The 20,744-nt window shown below is 62.5% G+C and carries 23 protein-coding genes; 10 read left to right on the forward strand and 13 right to left on the reverse strand.

Annotation, left to right across the window (positions count from 1 at the left end; all coding sequences use genetic code 11):
* Window position 1: 1 nt before the first annotated feature.
* Window positions 2–163: a hypothetical protein gene (locus tag FQ755_RS37655; protein WP_186308705.1), complete on the reverse strand. Its 162-nt coding sequence runs from the start codon at window positions 161–163 to the stop codon at window positions 2–4.
* An 8-nt stretch (window positions 164–171) separates the two neighbouring features.
* Window positions 172–1,119 (reverse strand): GlxA family transcriptional regulator, encoded by a 948-nt coding sequence (locus FQ755_RS31250; protein ID WP_144160265.1) that lies wholly within the window; start codon window positions 1,117–1,119, stop codon window positions 172–174.
* 225 nt (window positions 1,120–1,344) lie between these two features.
* Between FQ755_RS31250 and FQ755_RS31255 the strand changes: the two genes are divergently transcribed.
* The 5 genes from FQ755_RS31255 to FQ755_RS31275 all read left to right on the forward strand — a co-directional run bounded on the left by FQ755_RS31255 (window position 1,345) and on the right by FQ755_RS31275 (window position 9,353).
* Window positions 1,345–2,439, forward strand: coding sequence for an alpha/beta fold hydrolase (locus FQ755_RS31255; RefSeq protein ID WP_144160268.1), 1,095 nt, complete (start codon window positions 1,345–1,347; stop codon window positions 2,437–2,439).
* Between the two features lie 320 nt (window positions 2,440–2,759).
* Window positions 2,760–3,908, forward strand: coding sequence for an alpha/beta fold hydrolase (locus FQ755_RS31260; protein WP_260858946.1), 1,149 nt, complete (start codon window positions 2,760–2,762; stop codon window positions 3,906–3,908).
* Between the two features lie 72 nt (window positions 3,909–3,980).
* On the forward strand, window positions 3,981–4,865 hold the full coding sequence (locus tag FQ755_RS31265; RefSeq protein ID WP_144160271.1) for an NmrA family NAD(P)-binding protein: 885 nt from the start codon (window positions 3,981–3,983) through the stop codon (window positions 4,863–4,865).
* A gap of 251 nt (window positions 4,866–5,116) precedes the next feature.
* Complete coding sequence (gene dinB / locus FQ755_RS31270) at window positions 5,117–6,292, forward strand: DNA polymerase IV (RefSeq protein ID WP_144160274.1); 1,176 nt, start codon at window positions 5,117–5,119, stop codon at window positions 6,290–6,292.
* Between the two features lie 190 nt (window positions 6,293–6,482).
* Complete coding sequence (locus FQ755_RS31275) at window positions 6,483–9,353, forward strand: EAL domain-containing protein (protein WP_144160277.1); 2,871 nt, start codon at window positions 6,483–6,485, stop codon at window positions 9,351–9,353.
* Window positions 9,354–9,435: 82 nt separating this feature from the next.
* On the opposite strand, the gene FQ755_RS31280 is transcribed toward FQ755_RS31275, so the two are convergent.
* Entirely contained in the window at window positions 9,436–10,527 is a 1,092-nt protein-coding gene (locus tag FQ755_RS31280; protein ID WP_144160280.1) for a sensor domain-containing diguanylate cyclase, read from the reverse strand.
* A gap of 334 nt (window positions 10,528–10,861) precedes the next feature.
* Between FQ755_RS31280 and FQ755_RS31285 the strand changes: the two genes are divergently transcribed.
* Window positions 10,862–11,119: a DUF2866 domain-containing protein gene (locus tag FQ755_RS31285; protein WP_144160283.1), complete on the forward strand. Its 258-nt coding sequence runs from the start codon at window positions 10,862–10,864 to the stop codon at window positions 11,117–11,119.
* A gap of 73 nt (window positions 11,120–11,192) precedes the next feature.
* Here the strand turns inward: FQ755_RS31285 and FQ755_RS31290 are convergent, their stop codons facing one another.
* Window positions 11,193–11,618 carry a GFA family protein gene (locus FQ755_RS31290; RefSeq protein ID WP_260858947.1) on the reverse strand — a complete coding sequence of 142 codons (426 nt, stop codon included), beginning with the start codon at window positions 11,616–11,618 and terminating at the stop codon, window positions 11,193–11,195.
* A 178-nt stretch (window positions 11,619–11,796) separates the two neighbouring features.
* Between FQ755_RS31290 and FQ755_RS31295 the strand changes: the two genes are divergently transcribed.
* Window positions 11,797–12,708, forward strand: coding sequence for a LysR substrate-binding domain-containing protein (locus FQ755_RS31295; RefSeq protein WP_144160286.1), 912 nt, complete (start codon window positions 11,797–11,799; stop codon window positions 12,706–12,708).
* Window positions 12,709–12,711: 3 nt separating this feature from the next.
* Here FQ755_RS31295 and FQ755_RS31300 read toward each other — a convergent pair whose 3' ends face one another.
* Genes FQ755_RS31300 through FQ755_RS37660 form a run of 3 tightly spaced genes read right to left on the reverse strand, consistent with a single transcriptional unit; the run spans window position 12,712 to window position 14,410 of the window.
* Entirely contained in the window at window positions 12,712–13,347 is a 636-nt protein-coding gene (locus FQ755_RS31300; RefSeq protein ID WP_144160289.1) for a 2-hydroxychromene-2-carboxylate isomerase, read from the reverse strand.
* A 12-nt stretch (window positions 13,348–13,359) separates the two neighbouring features.
* The gene (locus FQ755_RS31305; protein WP_144160292.1) at window positions 13,360–14,199 is read right to left on the reverse strand and encodes a CmcJ/NvfI family oxidoreductase; all 840 of its coding nucleotides are present in this window, start codon (window positions 14,197–14,199) and stop codon (window positions 13,360–13,362) included.
* Window positions 14,183–14,410 carry a hypothetical protein gene (locus tag FQ755_RS37660; RefSeq protein WP_186308706.1) on the reverse strand — a complete coding sequence of 76 codons (228 nt, stop codon included), beginning with the start codon at window positions 14,408–14,410 and terminating at the stop codon, window positions 14,183–14,185. Before FQ755_RS37660 ends, FQ755_RS31305 begins: the two co-directional genes overlap by 17 nt.
* Window positions 14,411–14,511: 101 nt before the next feature.
* Between FQ755_RS37660 and FQ755_RS31310 the strand changes: the two genes are divergently transcribed.
* Together FQ755_RS31310 and FQ755_RS31315 are read left to right on the forward strand one after the other, a co-directional pair.
* Window positions 14,512–14,781, forward strand: coding sequence for a hypothetical protein (locus FQ755_RS31310; RefSeq protein WP_144160295.1), 270 nt, complete (start codon window positions 14,512–14,514; stop codon window positions 14,779–14,781).
* Window positions 14,782–14,968: 187 nt separating this feature from the next.
* On the forward strand, window positions 14,969–15,823 hold the full coding sequence (locus tag FQ755_RS31315) for an oxidoreductase (RefSeq protein ID WP_144160299.1): 855 nt from the start codon (window positions 14,969–14,971) through the stop codon (window positions 15,821–15,823).
* A 22-nt stretch (window positions 15,824–15,845) separates the two neighbouring features.
* Here FQ755_RS31315 and FQ755_RS31320 read toward each other — a convergent pair whose 3' ends face one another.
* Entirely contained in the window at window positions 15,846–17,321 is a 1,476-nt protein-coding gene (locus tag FQ755_RS31320; RefSeq protein WP_144160302.1) for an HD domain-containing phosphohydrolase, read from the reverse strand.
* Between the two features lie 162 nt (window positions 17,322–17,483).
* Here FQ755_RS31320 and FQ755_RS31325 point away from each other — a divergent pair, with 162 nt between their 5' ends.
* The gene (locus tag FQ755_RS31325) at window positions 17,484–18,275 is read left to right on the forward strand and encodes an alpha/beta fold hydrolase (RefSeq protein ID WP_144160305.1); all 792 of its coding nucleotides are present in this window, start codon (window positions 17,484–17,486) and stop codon (window positions 18,273–18,275) included.
* Between the two features lie 205 nt (window positions 18,276–18,480).
* On the opposite strand, the gene FQ755_RS31330 is transcribed toward FQ755_RS31325, so the two are convergent.
* From FQ755_RS31330 to FQ755_RS31350, 5 genes are all read right to left on the reverse strand, one after another.
* Window positions 18,481–19,071, reverse strand: a complete 591-nt coding sequence (locus tag FQ755_RS31330) for a YSC84-related protein (RefSeq protein ID WP_144160308.1) — start codon at window positions 19,069–19,071, stop codon at window positions 18,481–18,483.
* Window positions 19,072–19,163: 92 nt separating this feature from the next.
* Window positions 19,164–19,343: a CsbD family protein gene (locus FQ755_RS31335; protein WP_144160311.1), complete on the reverse strand. Its 180-nt coding sequence runs from the start codon at window positions 19,341–19,343 to the stop codon at window positions 19,164–19,166.
* Between the two features lie 298 nt (window positions 19,344–19,641).
* On the reverse strand, window positions 19,642–19,830 hold the full coding sequence (locus tag FQ755_RS31340) for a hypothetical protein (protein WP_144160314.1): 189 nt from the start codon (window positions 19,828–19,830) through the stop codon (window positions 19,642–19,644).
* A gap of 143 nt (window positions 19,831–19,973) precedes the next feature.
* Window positions 19,974–20,300, reverse strand: coding sequence for a DUF4148 domain-containing protein (locus tag FQ755_RS31345; RefSeq protein WP_409937789.1), 327 nt, complete (start codon window positions 20,298–20,300; stop codon window positions 19,974–19,976).
* A gap of 144 nt (window positions 20,301–20,444) precedes the next feature.
* Window positions 20,445–20,711 (reverse strand): DUF4148 domain-containing protein, encoded by a 267-nt coding sequence (locus FQ755_RS31350; protein WP_144160320.1) that lies wholly within the window; start codon window positions 20,709–20,711, stop codon window positions 20,445–20,447.
* Window positions 20,712–20,744: the final 33 nt, after the last annotated feature.

The raw sequence follows: 20,744 nt of genomic DNA on the forward strand, positions 1-20,744 counted from the left end.
TTCACCGTCCCGCAATTTTCGCAAGCGGTGCCGTGGTCATGGCACCGTTCGACATCGAATCGCGATCGGCCTCTTGCGCGGCGACATGGCTCGTTCTCTTCGCATCGAGCAACTTGCCGATACGGTTCATGTACGCAATTACGCCGCATTCAGTATCGGGCAAGCGCTAGCTCAGTTCTCCACGTCCTCACGAGCGTTGCGGCGAATAGCCTGCGGCGGTTCACCGAAGGCCCGCAAAAAGGCGCGCCGCATTCTGTCCGGATCGGCAAAGCCGGTTTCCCGTGCGACGACGTCAATCGGCAGCCGTCCCTGTTCGACCATGAGACGTGCGGCTTCCAGCCGTAAATTCTCGACAGCCTTCGCCGGCGATTGCCCCGTCTCCTCGCGGAATGCCCGGCTGAACTGCCGCACGCTCAAATTCGCGGCTTCAGCGAGTCGATCGACCGTTAGCGCAGTATGCAGATTGCGTCTCGCGTAGACCAGCGCGGTTTGGATCCGGTCGCTTTTCGCATCGAGGTCCAGCAGCGTCGAATGCTGAAGTTGGCCGCCGGCGCGCCGATGGAACATGACCATTCGCTTGGCGAGCGTTCGCGCTATTTTCGAACCCAAGTCCTTTTCCACCATCGAAATCGCAAGGTCGGTCCCGGCGGTCATTCCCGCAGACGTCCATACCGGGCCGTCCACGATAAATATCCGGTCTTCCTCTACTTTGACTTTCGGATATGTCGCCTGCAATTCGTGCGCGTGAGCCCAATGAGTGGTGGCGCGCCGATCATCCAGCACACCGGCCTGAGCCAAAAAGAACGCCCCTGTGCACATTGACGCAACACGGCGAGTGTTCTTCACCGCACCTCTCAGATATTCGATCAGTGCAGAGCTCGCCGGATACGCACCGCTGATGACGCCGCCGATGATCACCGTATCGAACCCGCCTTCATCGAAACGGTCCGTCATCACCGAATATCCGAGCGAACTTTGAACCGGCCCGCCGCTTTCAGATATCAGACGTATTTCGTAGAACGGCTCTTTGGTTAGCCGGTTGGCGAGTTCGAACACGGTCAAGCCGCCGAAAACCATGACCTGAAAGCCTGGAACGACGATGTAGCCAATGCGCAGCATGATAGGTCCCGGAAAGTTGATTGGCATAACGCCATGCCATGCACGCTAACGCCTGACGCGAGCCGTCGCCTGCCATGGAGTGATTCTAACCATCGATACCAACGCCGATAAGGGCGGTCGCAGCAGCATGGCCAGAATTGTCGGATATACGTCCTTCTCGCCATTCCGAGGGCTTCTAACATGAGCGGATTCCCAAATCTCATGTTGGATCCATCGAGAAACCCCATGGAAAGCAATCTCTCTGCAACCGTTTCTACCTCTCAACCGGTCGTCACCCGCCGCGCGTTTCTCGCCAGCGGGACCGCTTTTGGTGCAAGCCTACTGCTGGATCGCAGGGCGCAGGCGCAAGGTTTTGGCGCCGGGGGCGCCGCTGCTATCAAGGAATACGACGTCAATACTAATGGTGTCTCATTGCACGTAACCGAGCAGGGTGATGGACCCGCAGTGCTTTTCTGCCACGGCTTTCCGGATACCTCTTACACGTGGCGCCGGCAGATGGCAGCGGTGGCGGCCGCCGGATATCGAGCCATTGCCCCGGACATGCGCGGCTATGGCCGTAGCTCGGCGCCAGCGGACGCAATCTTGTACACCCCGCTGCAAACCGTCGGTGACATGGTCGGCCTGCTCGATGCATTGAAGATTCCGAGTGCGGTTCTTGTGGGTCAGGATTGGGGCGCGACCCACGTATGGCAGGCCGCGCTGATGCGCCCCGATCGATTCAAAGCCGTGTTTTGCCTGAGCGTGCCGTTCGTTCCGCGCGGGGACGTCAGCGTCTTCGAGAAGATGCGCAAGTCCGGTCATCAAGACGATTTCTACATGTTCGAACAGATCCGGCCGGACGCCGACCAGATCTGGGCCGATGCCGCGGTGACCATTCCAGGAATCCTGTACTGGGCATCGGGCTCGGCTCCCGCAGACAAACGGTGGAGCCCGATGGATCCAGCACGAAGCCTGCATCGCGCGGCGCCCGGACCGTTGCCGTCATGGGCAGAGCCGGATTACGTCGCGCATAACGTGGCGGAATTTCAGCGCACTGGCTTTCACGGCGCCCTGAACTACTATCGCGCCGCCGAACCGTACTTCTATTTGTCCGCTCCGTGGAAGGGCGCCAGAGTCACGCAGCCATCATTTTTCATCTGGGGAAACGCGGATGGCCTGAAGGAGCTCTATCCGCTTACCGCGGACCAGATGCGAGCCGGCGCCCCCGGTCTTGTGGGATGCCTCGAACTCGACAACGCGGGCCACTGGGTGCAACACGAAGCGCGAGACGTGGTCAATGACCAACTCGTGAGGTTTCTGCGAACCGTATCCCCCGCCTGAGCCGCAACGGAATTGAAATGGAACTAACGATGACGACCGGCAAAAGCCCCCTCTACAGGTTGAACAATGGAATCGGGATGCCCGCGTTCGGGCTTGGGATGTTTCGCATCGAACCTGAGAAAACTGGCGTGCTGAAGGCACGTCTCCCATTCCAAAGTTCGTGCGCCCGGAACGGACTGCCGAGAACATCGAGGTCTTCGAGTCAGAGGAAGTTCAGGCAATCAATGCGCTCGACACCGGCGAACGCGGCGGCCCCGATCCGGAGCAGGTGAGTCCGCAGACCTTTCCTATAACCAATCGTGACTAACCCGGACCTTCTCATGTCAGCCATGTCGCGCCGCACTCTTCTCACCCATGGAACCGCTTTTGGCGTCAGCCTGTTGATGAGCAAGGGCTCTTTAGGGGCTGGATCTGCAACTGTCAGCAGCACTGCAAATCCAGCCGCCAATCCGGATAACGTCCCTGTCCTTGCGGTACGCAGCTTCAGTTCGCCGCGCCATACGACGCGTTATCTGGAAGCCGGCCCCTCCGACGGGCCGTTGATGATTTTCCTCCACGGCTGGCCCGAAATCGGCCTCATGTGGCGCGCACAGATCGAGGCGTTCGCCTCCGAAGGCTGGCGCTGCGTCGCGCCGGATATGCGCGGCTATGGAGGCTCGTCGAAGCCGGCGGCATCCGAGGCGTACACCTTGAGCGAGATCGTCGACGACATGGTCGAGTTGCATGAGCATTTGGGCGCGCGTCCCGCGATCTGGGTTGGCCACGACTGGGGAAGTCCGGTGGCCGCAGCGCTGGCGGCGCACCACGCACAGCGCAGTCGCGGCGTGGTACTGATCTCGGTTCCTTACTTTCCAGCGGGCTTCGCGCTACCCACTCTCGTGTCGCTGATCGACCGTCAGTTGTACCCCGCCGATCAATACCCGGACGGACAGTGGGATTATTTCCGCTTCTACCTGACGCATTTCGCCCAGACAGTGAGCGATTTCGACGCCGATATCCCCGCAGCGCTTGCGTCGATCTATCGGCGCGGCAACCCTGCGTCGATAGGCCAGATTTCGCCGTCCGCCTTGATCACAAAGAATGGCGGACGCTATGGTTCGGCGCATCGTGCCCCGGCAACGCCGCCAGACCCAGCGCTTTGGACTCCCGATGATTTTAATGCGCTGGTCGAAGCGTTCGACGTCGGCGGTTTCCGTTCGGTCAATGCCTGGTATCTGAACGACGCCGCCAACATGGCCTACGCACGCACCGCACCCGATGGCGGCCAATTGCGTCAGCCCGTGCTGTTCGTCAACGGTGACTGGGACGCGATCTGCGACATCAACCGCAGTCGCCTCGGGGAGCCGATGCGTGGCGCTTGCCGAGACCTTTCCGTAACCAGCCTGCCCGCCGGCCACTGGCTTCCGCTTGAGCGCAAGACCGAGCTTGTCGGGGCCATCCATTCGTGGCTTAAAACGAGTGGGTTGTAGCAGCCAGCCTGGCTGTCCGGTGTATCGTCATCGGCATAAAAATGCCTTTTCCATCAGCGTGGAGCGTTCGAAATGTCTGATCAGAAGATTTTCGTTGCCGGAGCCACAGGCGATACCGGCGGAGCCGCCACCGAGGCACTTCTAGCAGTGGGCGAAAAGGTCCGCACGCTGGTGCGCAAAGAGGACCACCGTTCGGAACGGCTGAGGTCGCTCGGAGTCGAGGTTCTGCTCGGCAACCTTTCCAGTCTTGACGACGTGGCACGCGCTCTGGAAGGCATTTTCTCGGCGTATTTCGTCTATCCGATCGAAGCAGGCGGCATACAGGCGAGTGTCTACTTTGCTCAGGCGGCCCGGGAGGCGGGAATCAGCGGGATCGTGAACATGTCACAAATTTCCGCGCGCAGAAACGCAACCAGTCACGCGGCACGTGACCACTGGATCTCGGAGAGGGTGTTCGACTGCTCGGGAACGCCCGTTACCCACATTCGCCCGACGTTCTTCGCGCAATGGCTAACCTATCCCGGCCAGGTTGCGAACGTCAAAGAGCACGGCGCGTTGCGACTGCCCTTTGGCGACGGCCGTCATGCACCGATTGCCGCGGAAGACCAGGGACGGGTGATCGCCGCCGTTCTTCGCGACCCGGCCCCGCACGCCGGCAAGATCTATCCGCTATACGGCCCGGTCGAGATGAACCACCATCAGATTGCCGATGAGATGGGCAAGGTCCTCGGCCGGGAGGTGAAGTATCAGCCGATCGACCTCGATGTGTTCGAAAAGCGCCTGAGCAGCGATTCGAAATTTAGCGATGCCTTTTCGCAGCATCTGCTGTCCGTGGCCGTCGATTATCAGAATGGCGTTTTCGCCGGTACCAACACGCTGGTCGAAGAACTGACGGGTACTCCGCCAATGACCGTCGAGGCGTTCATCCGCAAGCACATCGCTGTCTTCGAAGACTGAGTGGCATCGAAATGGCGAAGTCATGCGCGCGATGAAATACCGCTTCGCCGCTCAAAGCACCTGGCCTTGATCGGCTTCGACGTCGAATCCATTGCCAGCGCGGTTGGCTACGCCGACGCCGCGACACGGCGCGCGCAAATGCGCTAACGCCGCGGCTGCGGCTGAATCCGCACCGCGCAGCCGGCCGCATACTGTATGGATGAACAGGTACAATACGGCATGTCTTCGCCCCTGTTCTCCGCCAGCCATCCATGAGTTCCGGAATTCGCCGCATTGCGCACCTCGACATGGACGCGTTTTATGCGTCCGTTGAACTGCTGCGTTACCCGGAATTGCGCGGGCAGGCGGTGGTGATCGGCGGCGGCAGAAACGCCGTGCCGGAACTCCTGCCGGACGGCAGCCGCAGATTCGCGCGGCTGCGCGATTACGCGGGCCGGGGCGTCGTCACCACCTCCACTTACGAAGCGCGGGCGCTGGGCGTGTTCTCGGCCATGGGCATGATGAAAGCGGCCCAGCTCGCGCCCGACGCGATCCTGCTGCCCACCGACTTCGACTCGTACCGGCATTATTCGCGGCTGTTCAAAGCGGCGGTTGCAACGTTCACGCAGCAAGTCGAAGATCGCGGCATCGACGAAATCTATATCGACCTGACCGATCTGCCCGGCGAGCCGCGCGAGATCGCGGCGCGGATCAAGCGCGCGGTCAACGAGGCAACCGGCCTGACCTGCTCGATCTGCGTGGCGCCGAACAAGCTGCTGGCCAAAATCGGCTCGGAATTGGACAAGCCGGATGGCCTGACCATCCTCACGCCCGCCGACATACCCTTGCGCGTCTGGCCTCTGCCCGTGAAAAAAGTGAATGGCATTGGCCCGAAAGCGAATGAGCGGCTGGCGTCGTTAGGCATCACAACCGTTGGCGAACTCGCCGGCGCGGACCTCGGCCTTCTGCAGGAGCATTTCGGGCGCAGCTATTCCGCGTGGCTCGCGGAGGTCGCTCAGGGGTACGACGAGCGCCCGGTCGTCGTCAGTTCCGAGCCGAAGTCCATGAGCCGGGAAACCACCTTCGAACGGGACATGCATGCGCGCCAGGATCGGCCGGCATTGTCGGCCGCATTCACGGGCTTGTGCGCGCGCGTCGCGGACGATCTGACGCGCAAGGGCTACGTCGGGCGCACCGTCGGCATCAAGCTGAGGTTCGCCGATTTCAAAACCGTCACGCGCGACGTAACACTGCCCGAACCCACCGCCGACCCCACCGCTATCCGTCGTGCCGCCACCGAGTGTCTCAAGCGCATCGTGCTCAACCAGCGGCTGCGTTTAATCGGGGTACGTGTGAGCGCGCTCACCACCGCCAGCGCCACCTCGCCTGAACGCATGGCCGTGCAGCAGGAGTTACCGTTCGACGGGGACCGTCCTGCGGCTTATTGAATTCCTCATACATGCCGCGGGTAATCCCGCAGTAGAAAAATCCCCTCAAGCCTCAGCCTCCGCGTGCCGTTAGCAAGATAACGTATCCCATCAAACGGACCGGCCAGGCGTCCATGCCGCATGCAGACCAACAACATATCGATCAGGCGGGTTGAGGTTTTGTCCTTGTACTATCGAGGAGCGTTTTTCTATGGTTGACCCGTCCACGCACCGAAACCCGGCTGTCAACATAGCCCCGGGTGCGCCGACGATCGAGGCCCAGCTGCAAGCCATGCGGGACGGTTGCGAGCCCTGGGCCAGACAATGGGCGTGGTATCGCGCGGGCGAGCAGTTGCACCTCGCCGGCCAGGGCGACGCGCCGCCCGAATGGCCGCAAAGTATCTCCTATGAACGGCTGACGCAGCTGTGCGCCGAACGCGGCTGGCACCGCTGGCCGACGGGATTTGGCGAGAGCGTGCTGGGCTGGCTCGTTGCGCCCGCCGCCTTCGACAACGACGCGTCCTTGCGCGAATGCGCCCGCACGCTCGGTGAGCGCGCGCAGACCGACGCCCTTGCGCGGGCCCAGAACACGCAGCGCGTGCTCTACGAGATTGCCTATCTGGCGAGTTCGGTGCCTGATCGCGCGCAGTTTCTGCAGCGCGTACACGAACGTCTCGGCACGCTGATCGACGCCGAGAATTTCTACCTCGCGCTCTACGACCGCAAGAGCAACCGGATCACCTATCCGTATTATGTCGACGTGATCGACACCGATGTCATCGAAGCAGAAAACTTCGACATCCTGAATCCCGAGCGCCTGTCGATGACGGCATACGTGCTGACCACCGGTCAGCCGCTACTCGTCAATGCCGCGATGATCCGCGACGCCGAAGCCGAGGGGATGTTCTATCCGATCGGCGGCGACCGTCCCGAGTTCTGGATGGGCGCGCCGCTGAAAAACGCATCGGACGAAGTGTTCGGCGTCATCGCGATGCAGGTGTACGACGTCTCCCGCATCTACAGTGCCGAGGATCGCGCGCTCTTCCTCGTGGTCGCGCGGCACGTGGCCATGGCGCTGGACCGGATCCTGCACCGCGCCGATCTCGAGGAAAAGGTCGCGCGCCGCACTTCCGAGTTGTCGCGCGTGAACGAGGCATTGCGCCAAGGCATCGCCGAACGGGAACGCGCCGAACATCTGCAAGCCACGCTGTTCCAGATTGCCGAACTGTCCAGCCGCCCTGGCGACATGGTGGAGTTTTTTCGCAGTCTGCATCACATCGTCGGCGAGTTGCTGGACGCGCACAATTTCTATATCGCGCTTTTCGATACCGAAACGCAGATCGTCTCGTTTCCGTACTACGTCGACGAACGCATTCACGAAACGCCGATGCCGCGCCTCGGCAAGCGCGGCCTGACCGAATATGTAATCCGCCAGCGCCGTCCGTGCCTGATCGATTCGGATGAAGCGTTACGCCTGATCGTCGACGGTGAAGTGGACATGGTGCGCCAGAACGTGCTGCTCTCCTCGTGGCTCGGCGTGCCGTTGTTCGACGGCGACGACGTGCGCGGCATGCTCGCCGTGCAAAGCTACGATTCGCTCGTGCGCTATTCGCAGCGCGACCAGGAACTGCTGACGTTCGTCTCGCGCCATATCGACACGGCGCTTTCGCGCCGCCGCGCTGCCGATGCACTACACGCGGCCAATGCCGAACTCGAAGCCCGCGTGCAGATCCGCACGCGCGAACTCGACAACGCCAATGCCCGCCTCGTGCACGAGAATTCGCACGACGCTCTCACAGGGCTGCCTAACCGCAGCCATCTGATGCAGCGCCTGCGGACCGCGTGGTATGCGTATTGCGAGGACGGCCGCGAGGTCACCGTCATGTTCATCGATCTGGATCGCTTCAAGATCGTCAACGACAGCCTGGGTCATCATTTCGGCGACATGCTGCTCGTGCAGGCGGCGGCGCGTCTGCGCGGCTGCCTGCGAGCGACCGATCTGCTGGCGCGGCTTGGCGGCGACGAGTTTGCGATCCTTTCGCCGGATGCTTCGTTATGCGATGCAGTGGCCATCGCGGAACGCATTCTGGTGGCATTCGACCTGCCCTTCGACATCGACGAGCACGTAGTGTTTTCGTCATGCAGCATCGGCATTGTGAATGCCGACAGCCAATATCACACCAAGCCGGCCGATCTGTTGCGCGACGCCGATATCGCCATGTATCGCGTGAAAAACGCGGGCCGCGACAACTTCATGGTCTTCAATCATGAACTGCGCCGCGAGGTGCTGGACCAGGTGGAACGCGAAGGCGCATTGCGCAACGCACTCAAACGCGACGACGAACTGATGCCGTTTTTCCAGCCGATCGTCGACGTCGCCAGCGGCGAAGTGGTCGCGCTCGAAGCGCTGATTCGCTGGCGGCAACCCGATGGGCGCGTGATCGCCCCCGGCGAATTTTTGCCTGCGGTGGAAGGCTTGCGGCTGATCGGCCGCCTCGACCTTTACATGCTCACACGGGTCGCTGTCATTCTCGCCAAGCAGGAACACGCGAACTGGCCGCCCGTTCACGTGAACTGCTCGAGTTTCAGCATCACGCGGCCGGAGTTCGCCGACGAGGTGCTGGCCTTGCTGAAACGCTATGGGGTGGCGCCGTCGCGCGTCTGCCTCGAATTGACGGAAGGCGCGCTGGTGGCCGAGCCGGAAATCGCGCGCAGCACGATGCAGCGTCTCGCGGACAACGGCATGTCGGTGGTGCTCGACGACTTCGGCGCGGGTTTTTCGTCGCTGAGTTACGTGCATCAATATCGCTTCAGCGGCCTGAAGATCGACAAGTCGTTCATCCTCGAACTCACCAGGAGCCCGCGCAGCCGGGCCATCGTCAGAGCGATCGTGCGCATGGCGGAATCGCTCGGACTGACGCTGGTGGCGGAGGGTGTCGAAGATGCCGGCACACTCGCCGTGCTGCGCGACATGGGCGCGGCCCAGGCACAGGGTTATTTCTTCGACAAACCGATGCCGCTCGAAGCCCTGTTGCGCTCGCCGCATTGGGAGCGCCAGGCGACCGCGGCCCATCGCCCATGACCGCGCATTCCGTTTTTGCGCGGGTCAGAAACGGTAGTTGATCTTCAGGCTCCCCGCTTGCGCCGACGCATGGCCTGAAACGTCAATCGGCAAGCACTTCCACGCGGTTGCGACCGTTATGCTTCGCTTGATACATCGCGCGATCCGCGGCCTCGATCAGCGCCTGACCGAGCGCGGCCGCGTCGTGCGCGGCGCCCTTGATCGTGCGCGCCGCCACGCCGATCGATACCGTCAATGCAATCCGCTCGCCGTGGTCGTCCTGCAGATCCAGTCGCTCGACGGCATGGCGCACGCGCTCGGCGGCGATCAGCGCGTCGGTGCCATCGCCCTGCAGCAGCGCCGCGAACTCTTCGCCGCCGTAGCGCGCAAGCGTGTCGCCGAGCCGCACCTGCTGCCGCACACACGCCGCGACGGCTGCCAGCGCGCGGTCGCCGGTGAGGTGGCCGTAGGTGTCGTTGATCCGCTTGAAGCAATCGACATCGATAAACAGGCACGCCACCGGCACCGAATAACGCGCGGCACGCTGAATTTCCTCGCGCAGGCGTTCGTCGAAATAGCGGCGATTGGCGAGACCGGTCAGCGAATCGGTCATGCCCATCTGCTTTAAGCGCTCGCGGTGCGCGACATTATCGAGGCTGGCTGTGACAATACTGGCGAAGCGTTCGAGAATGTCAGTCGCCATGCCGACCCCGAACCGCGCCGCATCCTGGCTGCCGAGACACAGATAGCCGGACACCTTGCCGCCCGCCGCCAGCGGCAGCACGATCGCGCTGGCCGGCATGGCAGGCAGATCGAAAAACGTCGCCCGCGACACCTCATCCATCTCGTCGACACGGCCGAGCCACGGCCGCCCCGTCCCGCATAAGCGCGACGCCGCCAGTCCGCCCGCGCGGCTAACCTTCAGATGCGGCGCGTCGAGTGCACGCAGCGCTGCGTGATCAAGCAGATCGCGCAGCATCGGCGCGCGATCGTCGAGCCATAGCGTCACGCTCGCCAGCGCGAACTCCTGCGGCAAATGCACAAACAACGTGTCCAGAAACGAAGCGAAATCCTGCGCGCCGATCAGGCGCAACTCCACATCCTGAAAGCGCCGCAAGGTGCGCTCGTTGTGCTGCACGGTATCGACAAGCGCGCGCAGGCGGTCGGAAAGCGGTGTTTGGGCGGGATTGGTCACGTTTTAGGGAAGACAGCCCGTGGGCGGAGCGGGGTCGGCGGCCCCAACCGCCTTAATAACGGCTATTTTTGCGCGGTCTTGAGGGTCACAACTGCGTTCGCGCATACAGGAATGCGCGTTCTGCCGCGTGCACGGAGCCGGCGAAAGCACCCGCCCGAGCACATTCGCACTTTTTATGACGCGCTCTTAAGTCTGGCTTAATTTTCCGCTGCAACCATGTGACTCAACATCCCCTGTTGAGCCGCCTGAGCATCGGCGGCGTTTTTTTATCTTGAGGATGGGGCCGGCGCGTCGCGAGAGATGCAGCGTATTCCTGCGAGGGAAACCACACATCATGGTTGAAGACACGGTATTCGAACATCTGCGGTCCATGCCCGGTCACGACTGGGTGCGCCAGATCCAGTCCTGCACGGTCTCGGATCCGTTGCAGCCGCCATGGGGCCGCTCGTACCGGCTGGTGGAATGGACCATGAAGCACACGCCCGATTCATGCCGCCGCGTGGTGCCCGCCGAAAGCACCCCGCTCGAAATCGCTCAGGCGATGGCTTCGCATATTCCGGGACGCCGCTTCTGCCAGCACGGCGACAATTGACGATTGCCCGATGGCCTAAGCACGCGGTCGCTTAGCCAGTTAGCGGGCGGCGCGAAGCGGCATAGGGCTTCAATCAGCGCGCCGCGTCGAACCGCGCATGCGCGCGAATACCCTGCGTCAGCGCGGGACTGGCATCGTCGAAGCATCCCGCGGCAATCGATACGTACTCCACACCTGTTGCATCCACAAAGCCGCGTCCAAAACTTGCACCACCGCAGTTACGGCAGAACAGATGATGTCCGCTGCCCGTTGCGGACCGATAGTCTTCCAACTCGGATTCGCCGGCCAGCAGGCGAAAATCCTCCGGTTTGACCAACGTCTCCCACGCGCGCTGCCTCGCGCAGATCCAGCAATGGCAGCGTCGACGGCCATTGTTGAGGTCGATATCGGCCTCGAAACGCACCGCGCCGCACTGGCAGCTGCCTCTATATGTCTTCTTCATGGCTGGTTCTCCGCAATCCCTTGCTGGGAAAGGCTCATAGGTGATGTTGCGGCTCATTCTAGGGAGGGGCTCCTGCCAACGTCGTGTCAGGAGGGTCGCCAGCACGGCGGGAATCCAAGGGACGGTAAAGGCGCGCACGGAGTTGCTCGCCATTGAATGCGTCCCGCCTCGAATTGCACGGCGCGTGCGCCTGTGCTCCAATAGCCCACATCGAGACTTCACATGCGTTCAAGGAATGTCAATCCCGCTCGTCCGCCTGCCCTCGCTGGAACTGATTCGCGGCTTTGTCGCGGTCGGGCGTCGTATGAGCATTACCCTGGCGGCGCAGGATCTATGCGTTACGCAATCCGCCGTCAGCAGGCAGATTCATGCGCTTGAAGAACAGCTTGGGGTGAAACTGCTGGTGCGCGGCCACCGCGCCATCCACTTCACTGCCGAGGGCGAGCGGCTTTTTCGCAGCGCGGACGGCGCGGTGCAACAGATGCAGGATGTCGTCGGCGAAATCAGCACCGGCGGCGTGCCGCGTCCGGTGACGTTGAGCGCCAGCATCGGCTTTACCGGCCTATGGTTGCTGCCGCGGCTGAGCCGCTTTCAGCAGCGCCATCCGGGCGTGGATGTGCGGGTCAGCGCCAACAACGGACTCGTCGATCTGCGCCGCGACGGCATCGATCTGGCGATTCGCTACACCTCGCCTGCACTCGCGCCCAGCGGGGCGACGCGGCTGTTCGGCGAATCGATTGCGCCAGTGGCGCATCCCTCGCTCGGGCTCAAGACGTTGCGTCTCGAGCGCGCCTTCGCGCAGCACGCGCTGCTGGAATTCGACGACGCGCGGCATCAGTGGCTGCAATGGCCCGGCTGGTTTGCCGCGCACGGCATGGCGCCCGTGAAACCACACGGCGTCCTGCATTTCAACCAGTACGACCAGGTGATCCAGGCGGCGCTTGCCGGTCATGGCATCGCACTCGGGCGGCTCGAACTGATTCAGCCGCTGCTCGCGACACAGCAGTTGATCCAGCTGGCGCCCGCGCTCGAAGCAAGCGAAACCAGCCACGCCTACTGGCTGATTCACGGCGAGGACGAGCCGCGCGACGCAGTCCGCCAGGTCGCCGCATGGATCGAATCCGAGTCGAAGACCGGCGACGCCTGAGATTCAGCCGCCCGCGCGCAGTCGTCCTGCCGCCCAGACCAACGCGTCCTCCAGCCGGTCGTTGCCCCAGAACATCTCCGTGCCGGCAAAAAAGGTCGGCGCGCCGAAAATGCCCATCGCGCGGGCCCGCTCGGTCTGCTCGCGCAACTTCAGTTTGTTGGCGTCCGCGAGCGCGGCGTCGATGATCTGTTGCGCCGGCAAGCCGCGCTGCATCAGCACCTCGCTGACCGCCTCGAGCGTATCGATCTCCCGGTCCTGCGCGAAATTCAGGCGCATGACGTCGCGGCAAAACGCGCCCACCCACGCCTCGTCTGCACCCAGCACCGCCACCCGCAAGGGCAGCAACGCGCGGCGTGGAAACGCGGAGGGTTTGCGCCACGGCAGCGCATATTTCCGGCACTGCCGGTCCATGTCCTGCCACACGTAAGCACCTTTTTCCTTGTGCACTACGAACGGCGAGGTGTCATAGCCCAATGCCTTGAACACCGGACCGAGCAGAAACGGCCGCCAGCGAACCGTCACCTGATGCTGCGCCGCCAGCTCCTCGATGCGCATCACGCTCAGATAGCTGTAGTTGCTGCCGAAGTCGAACCAGAAGTCGATTGCCGGCAAACGTGGATCAAGCGTCAATGTGCTCATGGGCAGGATTCCTCATTCATACACGACCAGACAGCGCAACTCGATGCTCTCGCGGCCTGGCGCATCCGCCGGCGCCTGGGGGTGATCGAAGGCCGCGTGCGGCGTGAAACGCGCCACGCCGCTCAGTTGCGCGTCGAACTGCTTGAATACCAATGCTTCGTGGCGGTCCATCGCAGAGAAGTACGCCCAGCGGTGCAGCGGCGAATGCAGCGCCACATAAATTTCGCCGGTGCGACGCGGGTACCGCACGTCGCTGCTCACCAGATCCGCAGCGAGGACCGTGCGCGCATCGCAGACAGCGAGCGGCGTATCCAGCACCGGCCCTTTGATCGAGCGCCACACGTTGACGATACTGTAACGCCGCACCCGCGCGGCCACCGCGGGGTCGATCAGAACCCGATGCAGCCGGCTGCGCCCGGAGGCTTCCGTGTAGTCGTTATGGATGCGGCCGTTGGCGGCCGCCACGCCGTCCGCGCCGCGACGTCCGAAGGTCAGCGCCGCGCGTTGTGGCTCGCGCCGCCGCACCAGATGATCGAATACATGCGCCCGCTGCCCGCCCGTCACCGCAAGCGCGAGTTCGGACGCTTCCGCGTAGTAGATCGAGCGCACGGCTTGCTCATCGAAGAAGTCCTTGACGGCGCTGGGGGCGTCCCATAGCTCGAAACCCTCGCGGTCGATCGAGGTGCCGCCCGCGAGGCCGCGCGCGTCCAGGATCGGCATGTCATGCGTGACGTAGACGCAGTTTTCGCGCGGCACGCCAGCGGGCGGATCGAAGGCGTAGCTAACCGGACGTTCGTCGGTGGGGGCTAGATAGCTCAGGCCGGCGACGATCTCGTCACACGCTTCGGACATAGACGAGCCGTCGGAAGAAGCCCTGCTGCGCCGGTAACAAGGCACCGGTGGCGAGGACAACGATTCGGCAAAAGTAGGCATAAACACTCCGTATGGACGAACCGGCGAGGCATTCCGGCGCGAGCACGATCGCCGCGTCCGCTGACCTCTCCATTGCTCCATTGGAGCGAAATCGCCGCTCCGGCTCAAACGACATTTCGGTGCGCTTCACATGCGCTGCAGGAATGTGACTTCACCAATATGAAAGCCAAAAAATGCCACATAACGCCTTTATTTTGCAATCGTTGACAGTCGCCCGACGCGGATCGGCCTATGATCGGCCATCGATTCACGACGCTCAGGGTTACCCAAAATGACCTATCCCTACGACGTTTTGACCGCCGCCTGCCTGTTCATCATCGTGGCGTGCGCGGCGATCTTGCTGATCGTTTCCTGACTGCACCGAGCCGCCGCGTCGGGCGCATTTCACATGCGTTCCCTGTAGCACGCCGCATCGCACCGCCATCCCGGCCTGGCAGCCTCACCACGCCAAAACGCGAGATCAGCGACAATGATCTGGCAACTTTGCCGCTGACTCCGTAGATCCGCCGTTCAGGCCACCTGCCCGCATGTGCTCTTCAAGCCGGTGGGAGTCGGCACTGACAATACGGCCTGAAAGCCTCCGGTCAGGCATGTTTTTCGCCCCTTTACCCTGTGCACCTCGCGGCCGGCAACGCCGCGCGGCACTTCCACTCCCATTGCATCTGCATATCGAACAGGAGATTCCCAAATGATGAATCGAGATAATCCCGTCTGGCTGATTACAGGCTGCTCGACCGGCTTCGGCCGCGAACTGGCTAAACTGGTGCTGGAGCGCGGCTGGCGCGCGGTGGTCACGGCGCGGGACCCGTCGAAGGTGAAGGACATCGCCGAAGGCCACGCCGACCGCGCGCTGGTCCTGCCGCTCGACGTCACCCAGCACGCCCAGGTCGAAGCCGCCGTCGCGCAGGCCAAAGAACGTTTTGGGCGCGTCGACGTGCTCGTCAACAATGCGGGCTACGGCTATCTGGCCGCCATCGAGGAAGGGGAGGATGCGGCCGTGCGTGAGATGTTCGAGGCCAATGTGTTCGGCCTCGTCGACATGACCAAGGCCGTGCTGCCGATCATGCGCAAGCAGCGCAGCGGGCTGATCGTCAACGTGTCGTCGATTGGCGGCATCACCAGTTTTGCGGCCACCGGCTATTACCACGGCACCAAATACGCGGTGGAAGGCATTTCCGAATCGCTCGCCACCGAAGTGAAGCCGCTCGGCATCGACGTGCTGCTGGTCGAACCGGGACCGTTCCGCACCAACTGGGCGGGGCCGTCCATCAAGCAGTCCGCCACGCAGATCGACGATTACGCGGCCACGGCCGGCGAGCGCCGCAAGCAGACCGCGGCGCGCAGCGGCAACCAGGCCGGCGATCCGGTCCGCGCCGCCCAGGCGATCATCGACGCCGCCCTCTCGGACTCGCCGCCGCTGCGCCTGCTGCTCGGCAAGGCTGCGCTCGAACTGGCGCGCAAGAAGCTCGATTTCATGCGCAAGGATTTCGACACGTGGGAAGCCACGACCGTCGGCGCGGACTTCCCGGAAGGCACGCAATAACGTCGGCTTAAGTGTTAAGTGTCTAGATCAACCCGAGCGTCGATGCCTTGAGGGTAGCCGCCGCCCGGGTTGAGCACTCGAGCTTGCGGAACACGCTTTCCACGTGCGTGCGCACCGTGCTCGGGCTCATCTGCAGCGTGCGGGCCACTTCCTTGTTGCTCGCGCCGAGGCTGATGTGCTTGAGCACCTCGGATTCGCGCGGCGAAAGCAACGAAGCGCGGGCCGCGCGGGTTCGATCGGCCGCCGGCTCGTGACCGTCTTTCTCGAAAGACAGCAACGCGTCCACCGTGCCTGCGTCGAAGCGTCCTTTGATGGCTTCCTCATTGAGCAGCTTCGCCGCCTCGTCGACGGATAGCGCGGCGCGCCACGGACGCGGCGAGCGCAACGCGACCCAGCATGCCGCCGTCGCCAGCACCCGTGCTTCCGGCCCGATCGCCGCGCCGCTCGCGCCGCGAAAATAACCGGAGCCGTCGAGCCGCTCGTAAGCCTGCGAGGCGATCTCCGTTTCCTGCGCGAGCGCGCCGATCTGCTTGCCGGCGCGCGCGGTCCAGTACGGCACCAGCCGCACCTTTTCCCACGCGGCGGGCGACAGCCGCCCCGGCGTGTTCCAGATGGCATTCGACACCGCCATGCGTCCCATGCCGTGAATCAGTCCCGCCAGATAGATTCGCTGACGCACCGCTTCGTCGAAGCCGAGGCGCGTGCCGCAGCCCGCTGCCGCCTCGGCCACGCGCCGCGAATAGCCGGCCATCCACGGCAGCTTCAGGTCGATCACATCCGCGACGATTTCGGGCGCGGTGCCTTCCTGCATCGGCAATGCATCGAGCGGCGCGTCGCGGCCTACGGCGGTTTGCTGGTCGAGTTCCTCGAGCCAGCCGCCGGCCTGCTTGCAGGCGATGCGCGACAACTCTCCCGGGTATTGGCGTCCCGCCTTCTGCGCGATCAGTTTCTGCGCACCGTCCAGCCCATAGACGCGGCTAAGAATCTCCAGATCGCTCGCGAGTCCGACCAGAAACACGGCCTGCGGCACGCGCGTGCCGTTCAGCCGCTCGGGAAGGCCGCCGCCGTCCCATGTTTCGAAGATGTGCCGCAACGCCGTCTGCGTCATGTCCTTCAGACCGAGCATGCGGGCGATTTCCCCCGACACCTCGCAGTGAATCTGCGCGAGCGGCTGGATGGTCGCCTCGAAGCGCCCCTCGGCTTCCGAGTCGCCGCTCCAACCCGGCCGCATGGCAAGCATCGCCTCGCGGCCGCCGATATCGTCGCCGAGCCATTCGGAAAAGCCCGCCGCGTTCGCCGTGCAGCCCGACCAGCGCAACAACGAGACCTCCTGCACGACGCTGCACTGCGTATCGTCGTGGCCGGCCTCGGCGGCCAGCCGCGCGGCCAGCCAGCTGGTGCGCAGCGAATGATCCGTCGGCTGGCCCATGCTGAGGTCGCCGATGAAGGCCAGCGCCTTGACGGCGTCCAGCGCACGGATGGTTGAAACGTCTGCCATGTATGTCGACCTGTTTGAGTTCTGTCTCGCGGTTGCTCGTCGGCAGGCACACGGCCGCCGGGCGCCCCATGATCCGGCCCTCGGTCATTCGACCGATATTGCCGCGCGGCGGATCGGCGCATCCTTCACTCCGTCCTAACTCTTCTCAACGAGAACTCTATTATGAATACCCTGCTCAAAAAATGTCTGGGCGCCGCAGTCATGCTCGGCAGCCTTCTTTCGATCAGCGCGCTGACGCCTGCCAGCGCCGCAGCACCGTCCGACGATCTCAAAGGCAAGAATGTCGTGCTGGTGCATGGCGCGTTCGCCGACGGATCGAGCTGGAACAAAGTCATTCCGCTGCTGGAAGCCAAAGGCCTGCACGTCGTGGCCGTGCAAAATCCGCTCAACTCGCTCGACGGCGACGTGGCCGCCACGCGCCGCGTGATCGAGCAGCAAAATGGCCCGGTGATCCTGGTCGGCCATTCGTGGGCCGGCGCCGTCATCACGCAAGCCGGTAACGACGACAAGGTCAAGGCGCTCGTCTACGTCGCCGCCTTTGCGCTGCAAAAAGACCAGTCTATCAACGACCTGCTGAAGGGCAAGCCGGCGCCCGAATGGGCCGCCTCGCTGCAAAAGGACTCGGCAGGCTATCTGACGCTCTCGACCGATGCCGTCATCCACGACTTCGCGCAGGATCTGCCGGTGGCGCAAGCGCGTCTGGTGGCGGCGACGCAAGGTCCGCTGTTTGCCGGCTGTTTCGACGACAAGGTAACGCAGCCCGCATGGCAAAACAAGCCGTCGTGGTTCGTCGTGACGCAGAAGGATCGCATGATCCCGCCGCAACTGCAGGAAGCGATGGCGCAGCAGATCGGCGCGACCGAAGTGAAGGTGGATTCGAGCCACGTGGCGATGCTGTCGAAGCCGACTGAAGTCGCCGCCGCGATCATCGCAGCGGCGCGTGCGGCGCACTAACTGCCAAATCACGGCGAAATGACCGCACAGCAAGTTAGGCCTTCGAATTGAATCAGATGCTTTTTGTCTGGATGGGCTGAGCCGAAAGCAACGTCATTCGGCTCAGCGGATAAAAAAGCGGCGCCGGGATTTCTCCCGGCGCCGTTTTTTTGCATCTTCGTTTCTTTGGCGAATGCTCACAGCCGCATTCGCCCACAGCCTGAAGTTAGATCACCAGACGCGAAATCTTCGAGCCTTCCAGCGAAACGCCGGCCATCAGCCCTTCGTTGGTCATCACGAATGCCTGCACCGGGCTCGTTGCCGTCGACGTATCGATGTCGCCGTTCGCGCCTACCTTCAGCACGGCCACCGTTGCATCGCCGCCTGCAGCCCAGCCTTGGCTTTCGCGGAATTTGGTGAGCGCGTCCTGCGTCATGAACAGGAACACAATTGCCTTGGATTGCGCGCCGATCTGCAGACCGAACGATCCCGCAGCAATGCTGTAGTACCCCGAAGGACGTCCAGCCACGCGCAGCGCGCCTTGGCCATACTGACCGCCCACCCAAAAGCCCGCCGCGATAACCGACGGGAACACCAACACGCCTTGCGCCTTGGCAACCAGTTCGCGCGAACCGTGCACGGTGTCGAACAGGCGCGAGAGTGTCGAATCGACGCCGGCGTTGATAGTCTGACGCTTGCCTGCGTCTTGTGATGCCCCGGTGTCGGATGACGGCGGAGTCGTCGTACAGCCAGCCAGTGCGAGACCGCTGGCAGCGAGCGCAGCACTGGACGAGAGGATGAATTGTCGGCGACGCATGGTTGATTCCTTTCTTTTGTGGTGATGGGTGTTTTAGTTAAATCAATCGGTCGATCTGGCGATGATCGGCAACGACGCTCCAGAGCATCGCTTTAGCCGAGCGTCTTCCTGATCCGCGCCCTGGCCTTGCCGAAGGACTGACGGATTCCGCCCGCGGCCTGCTGCAGATCGCCTTTGAGTTCCTGCGACCGGTTGCCGGTTGCTTTACCGACCGCTTCATTGAGCTTGCCTTTGGCCTTGAGGGCCACGCCTTTAATCTGGTCTTCGTTCATGTGAGCTCCTTGAATGATGAGCCAGCTTCTCGCGGCTACTCTCCTCTACTGCAAAATGCGGGCCATGTCACGAGATGTGCAGTGTCGACGAGGCTGCATACGCAATACGCGTGCCGCGCAGGGCGCGATAGCATGGGAAATGAAGGCGGGAGGAAAAGGACAGTGAAGTGCCGATCAGCCGCTACCACCAGGGAAAAACGACATCCGACCGGTAGGACTTACGCACGAGCTCGCAAGTCAAGGGCCGTGGCCCTGCGAAGCTCAGGTGCATGAAACCACCTAAAACCCATCTAAAACCTTAACGCGGCGGGCGAGCACTTGCCCGCCGGTTTTTCCAGCTTTGGATCAATAGAGCGATTACCCCGCCTAGCGCAAGCGTCGCCACATAGCCCGCCGCACGGACGACCCCTTCGCCGTAGCCGCTCGAAAAGAGCGTGACGAGCGTCGCTACGACAAACAACGCCAGCAATCCGAGCATCGGTTTCATGTGTCACGCCTCTGAAGTTGGCGTCCGGAAGACTACTCCACGTGAAATAAGAAACTCGACGAATAAAACACGCAAGTGCGGCAAACCCGACGCTGCGCTGTGACCAAGCGCGTAGCTGGTCAGGTTTTCGGCACGCGCGTATCTCAGCTACCAAAGAACGGCGTGCAGAAATCGACCGGACCGACGCACGTATCGGCCGTCGCCTTGTGGTTCGTCGTGTCGGGCTGGCCGCTATTGCTGGAACCCGACATGGCCGCGCCAACGCCGCTGGTGTCGCGCTGTTTGAGTTGGACGACCTGTTGCGCGTAGATCGGGCTTACGTCGGGATAAGACGCGTCGGTCACGAAGCGCGAACCGTTGTTCTCAGCCTGGATCAGTTCCTGACGCACTTCGGCGCGGGTCTTTTCCTGTGCGAAAGCATTCGAGAAAACGCCTGTCGAGGCAAGCACGGCAACCGACATGGTGATCATGGCAATCTTTTTCATTTCGAACTCCTGATTGATAGTGAAGAGATGACGCATTCATCACGGCGAACATCGGAACGGCGTCGAGTATGCTCTGCTTCCAAAAAGCTCAAAAAAACAAATTCAGCAGGCCAGAAAATCTCTGCAAATTTAATTCGTACTGCTATTCGATGCAGAAACGCCGACGACCTTGCTGGCGTTTGCCGACGAAGCCGCGGCCTGTTGCTGCAAGCGCGCCACCTGTTCGGCGTAAATCGGGTTGACTTCGGGATACGAGGAGTCGGTCACGTAGTTGAGGCCGTTTTGCTGGGCCTCGATCAGTTCCTGATACACCTGCGCGCGAGTCTTCCCTTCTGCGAAGGCGCTGGACGAGGCAAGCACGGCGACGGACAGAACAGCAAAGGCAATTTTCTTCATGATGAACTCCGGTGAGTTTGGGTCAGCCTACGT

It is taken from the genome of Paraburkholderia sp. BCC1885 (assembly GCF_900996235.1).
Classification (GTDB): Bacteria; Pseudomonadota; Gammaproteobacteria; order Burkholderiales; family Burkholderiaceae; genus Paraburkholderia.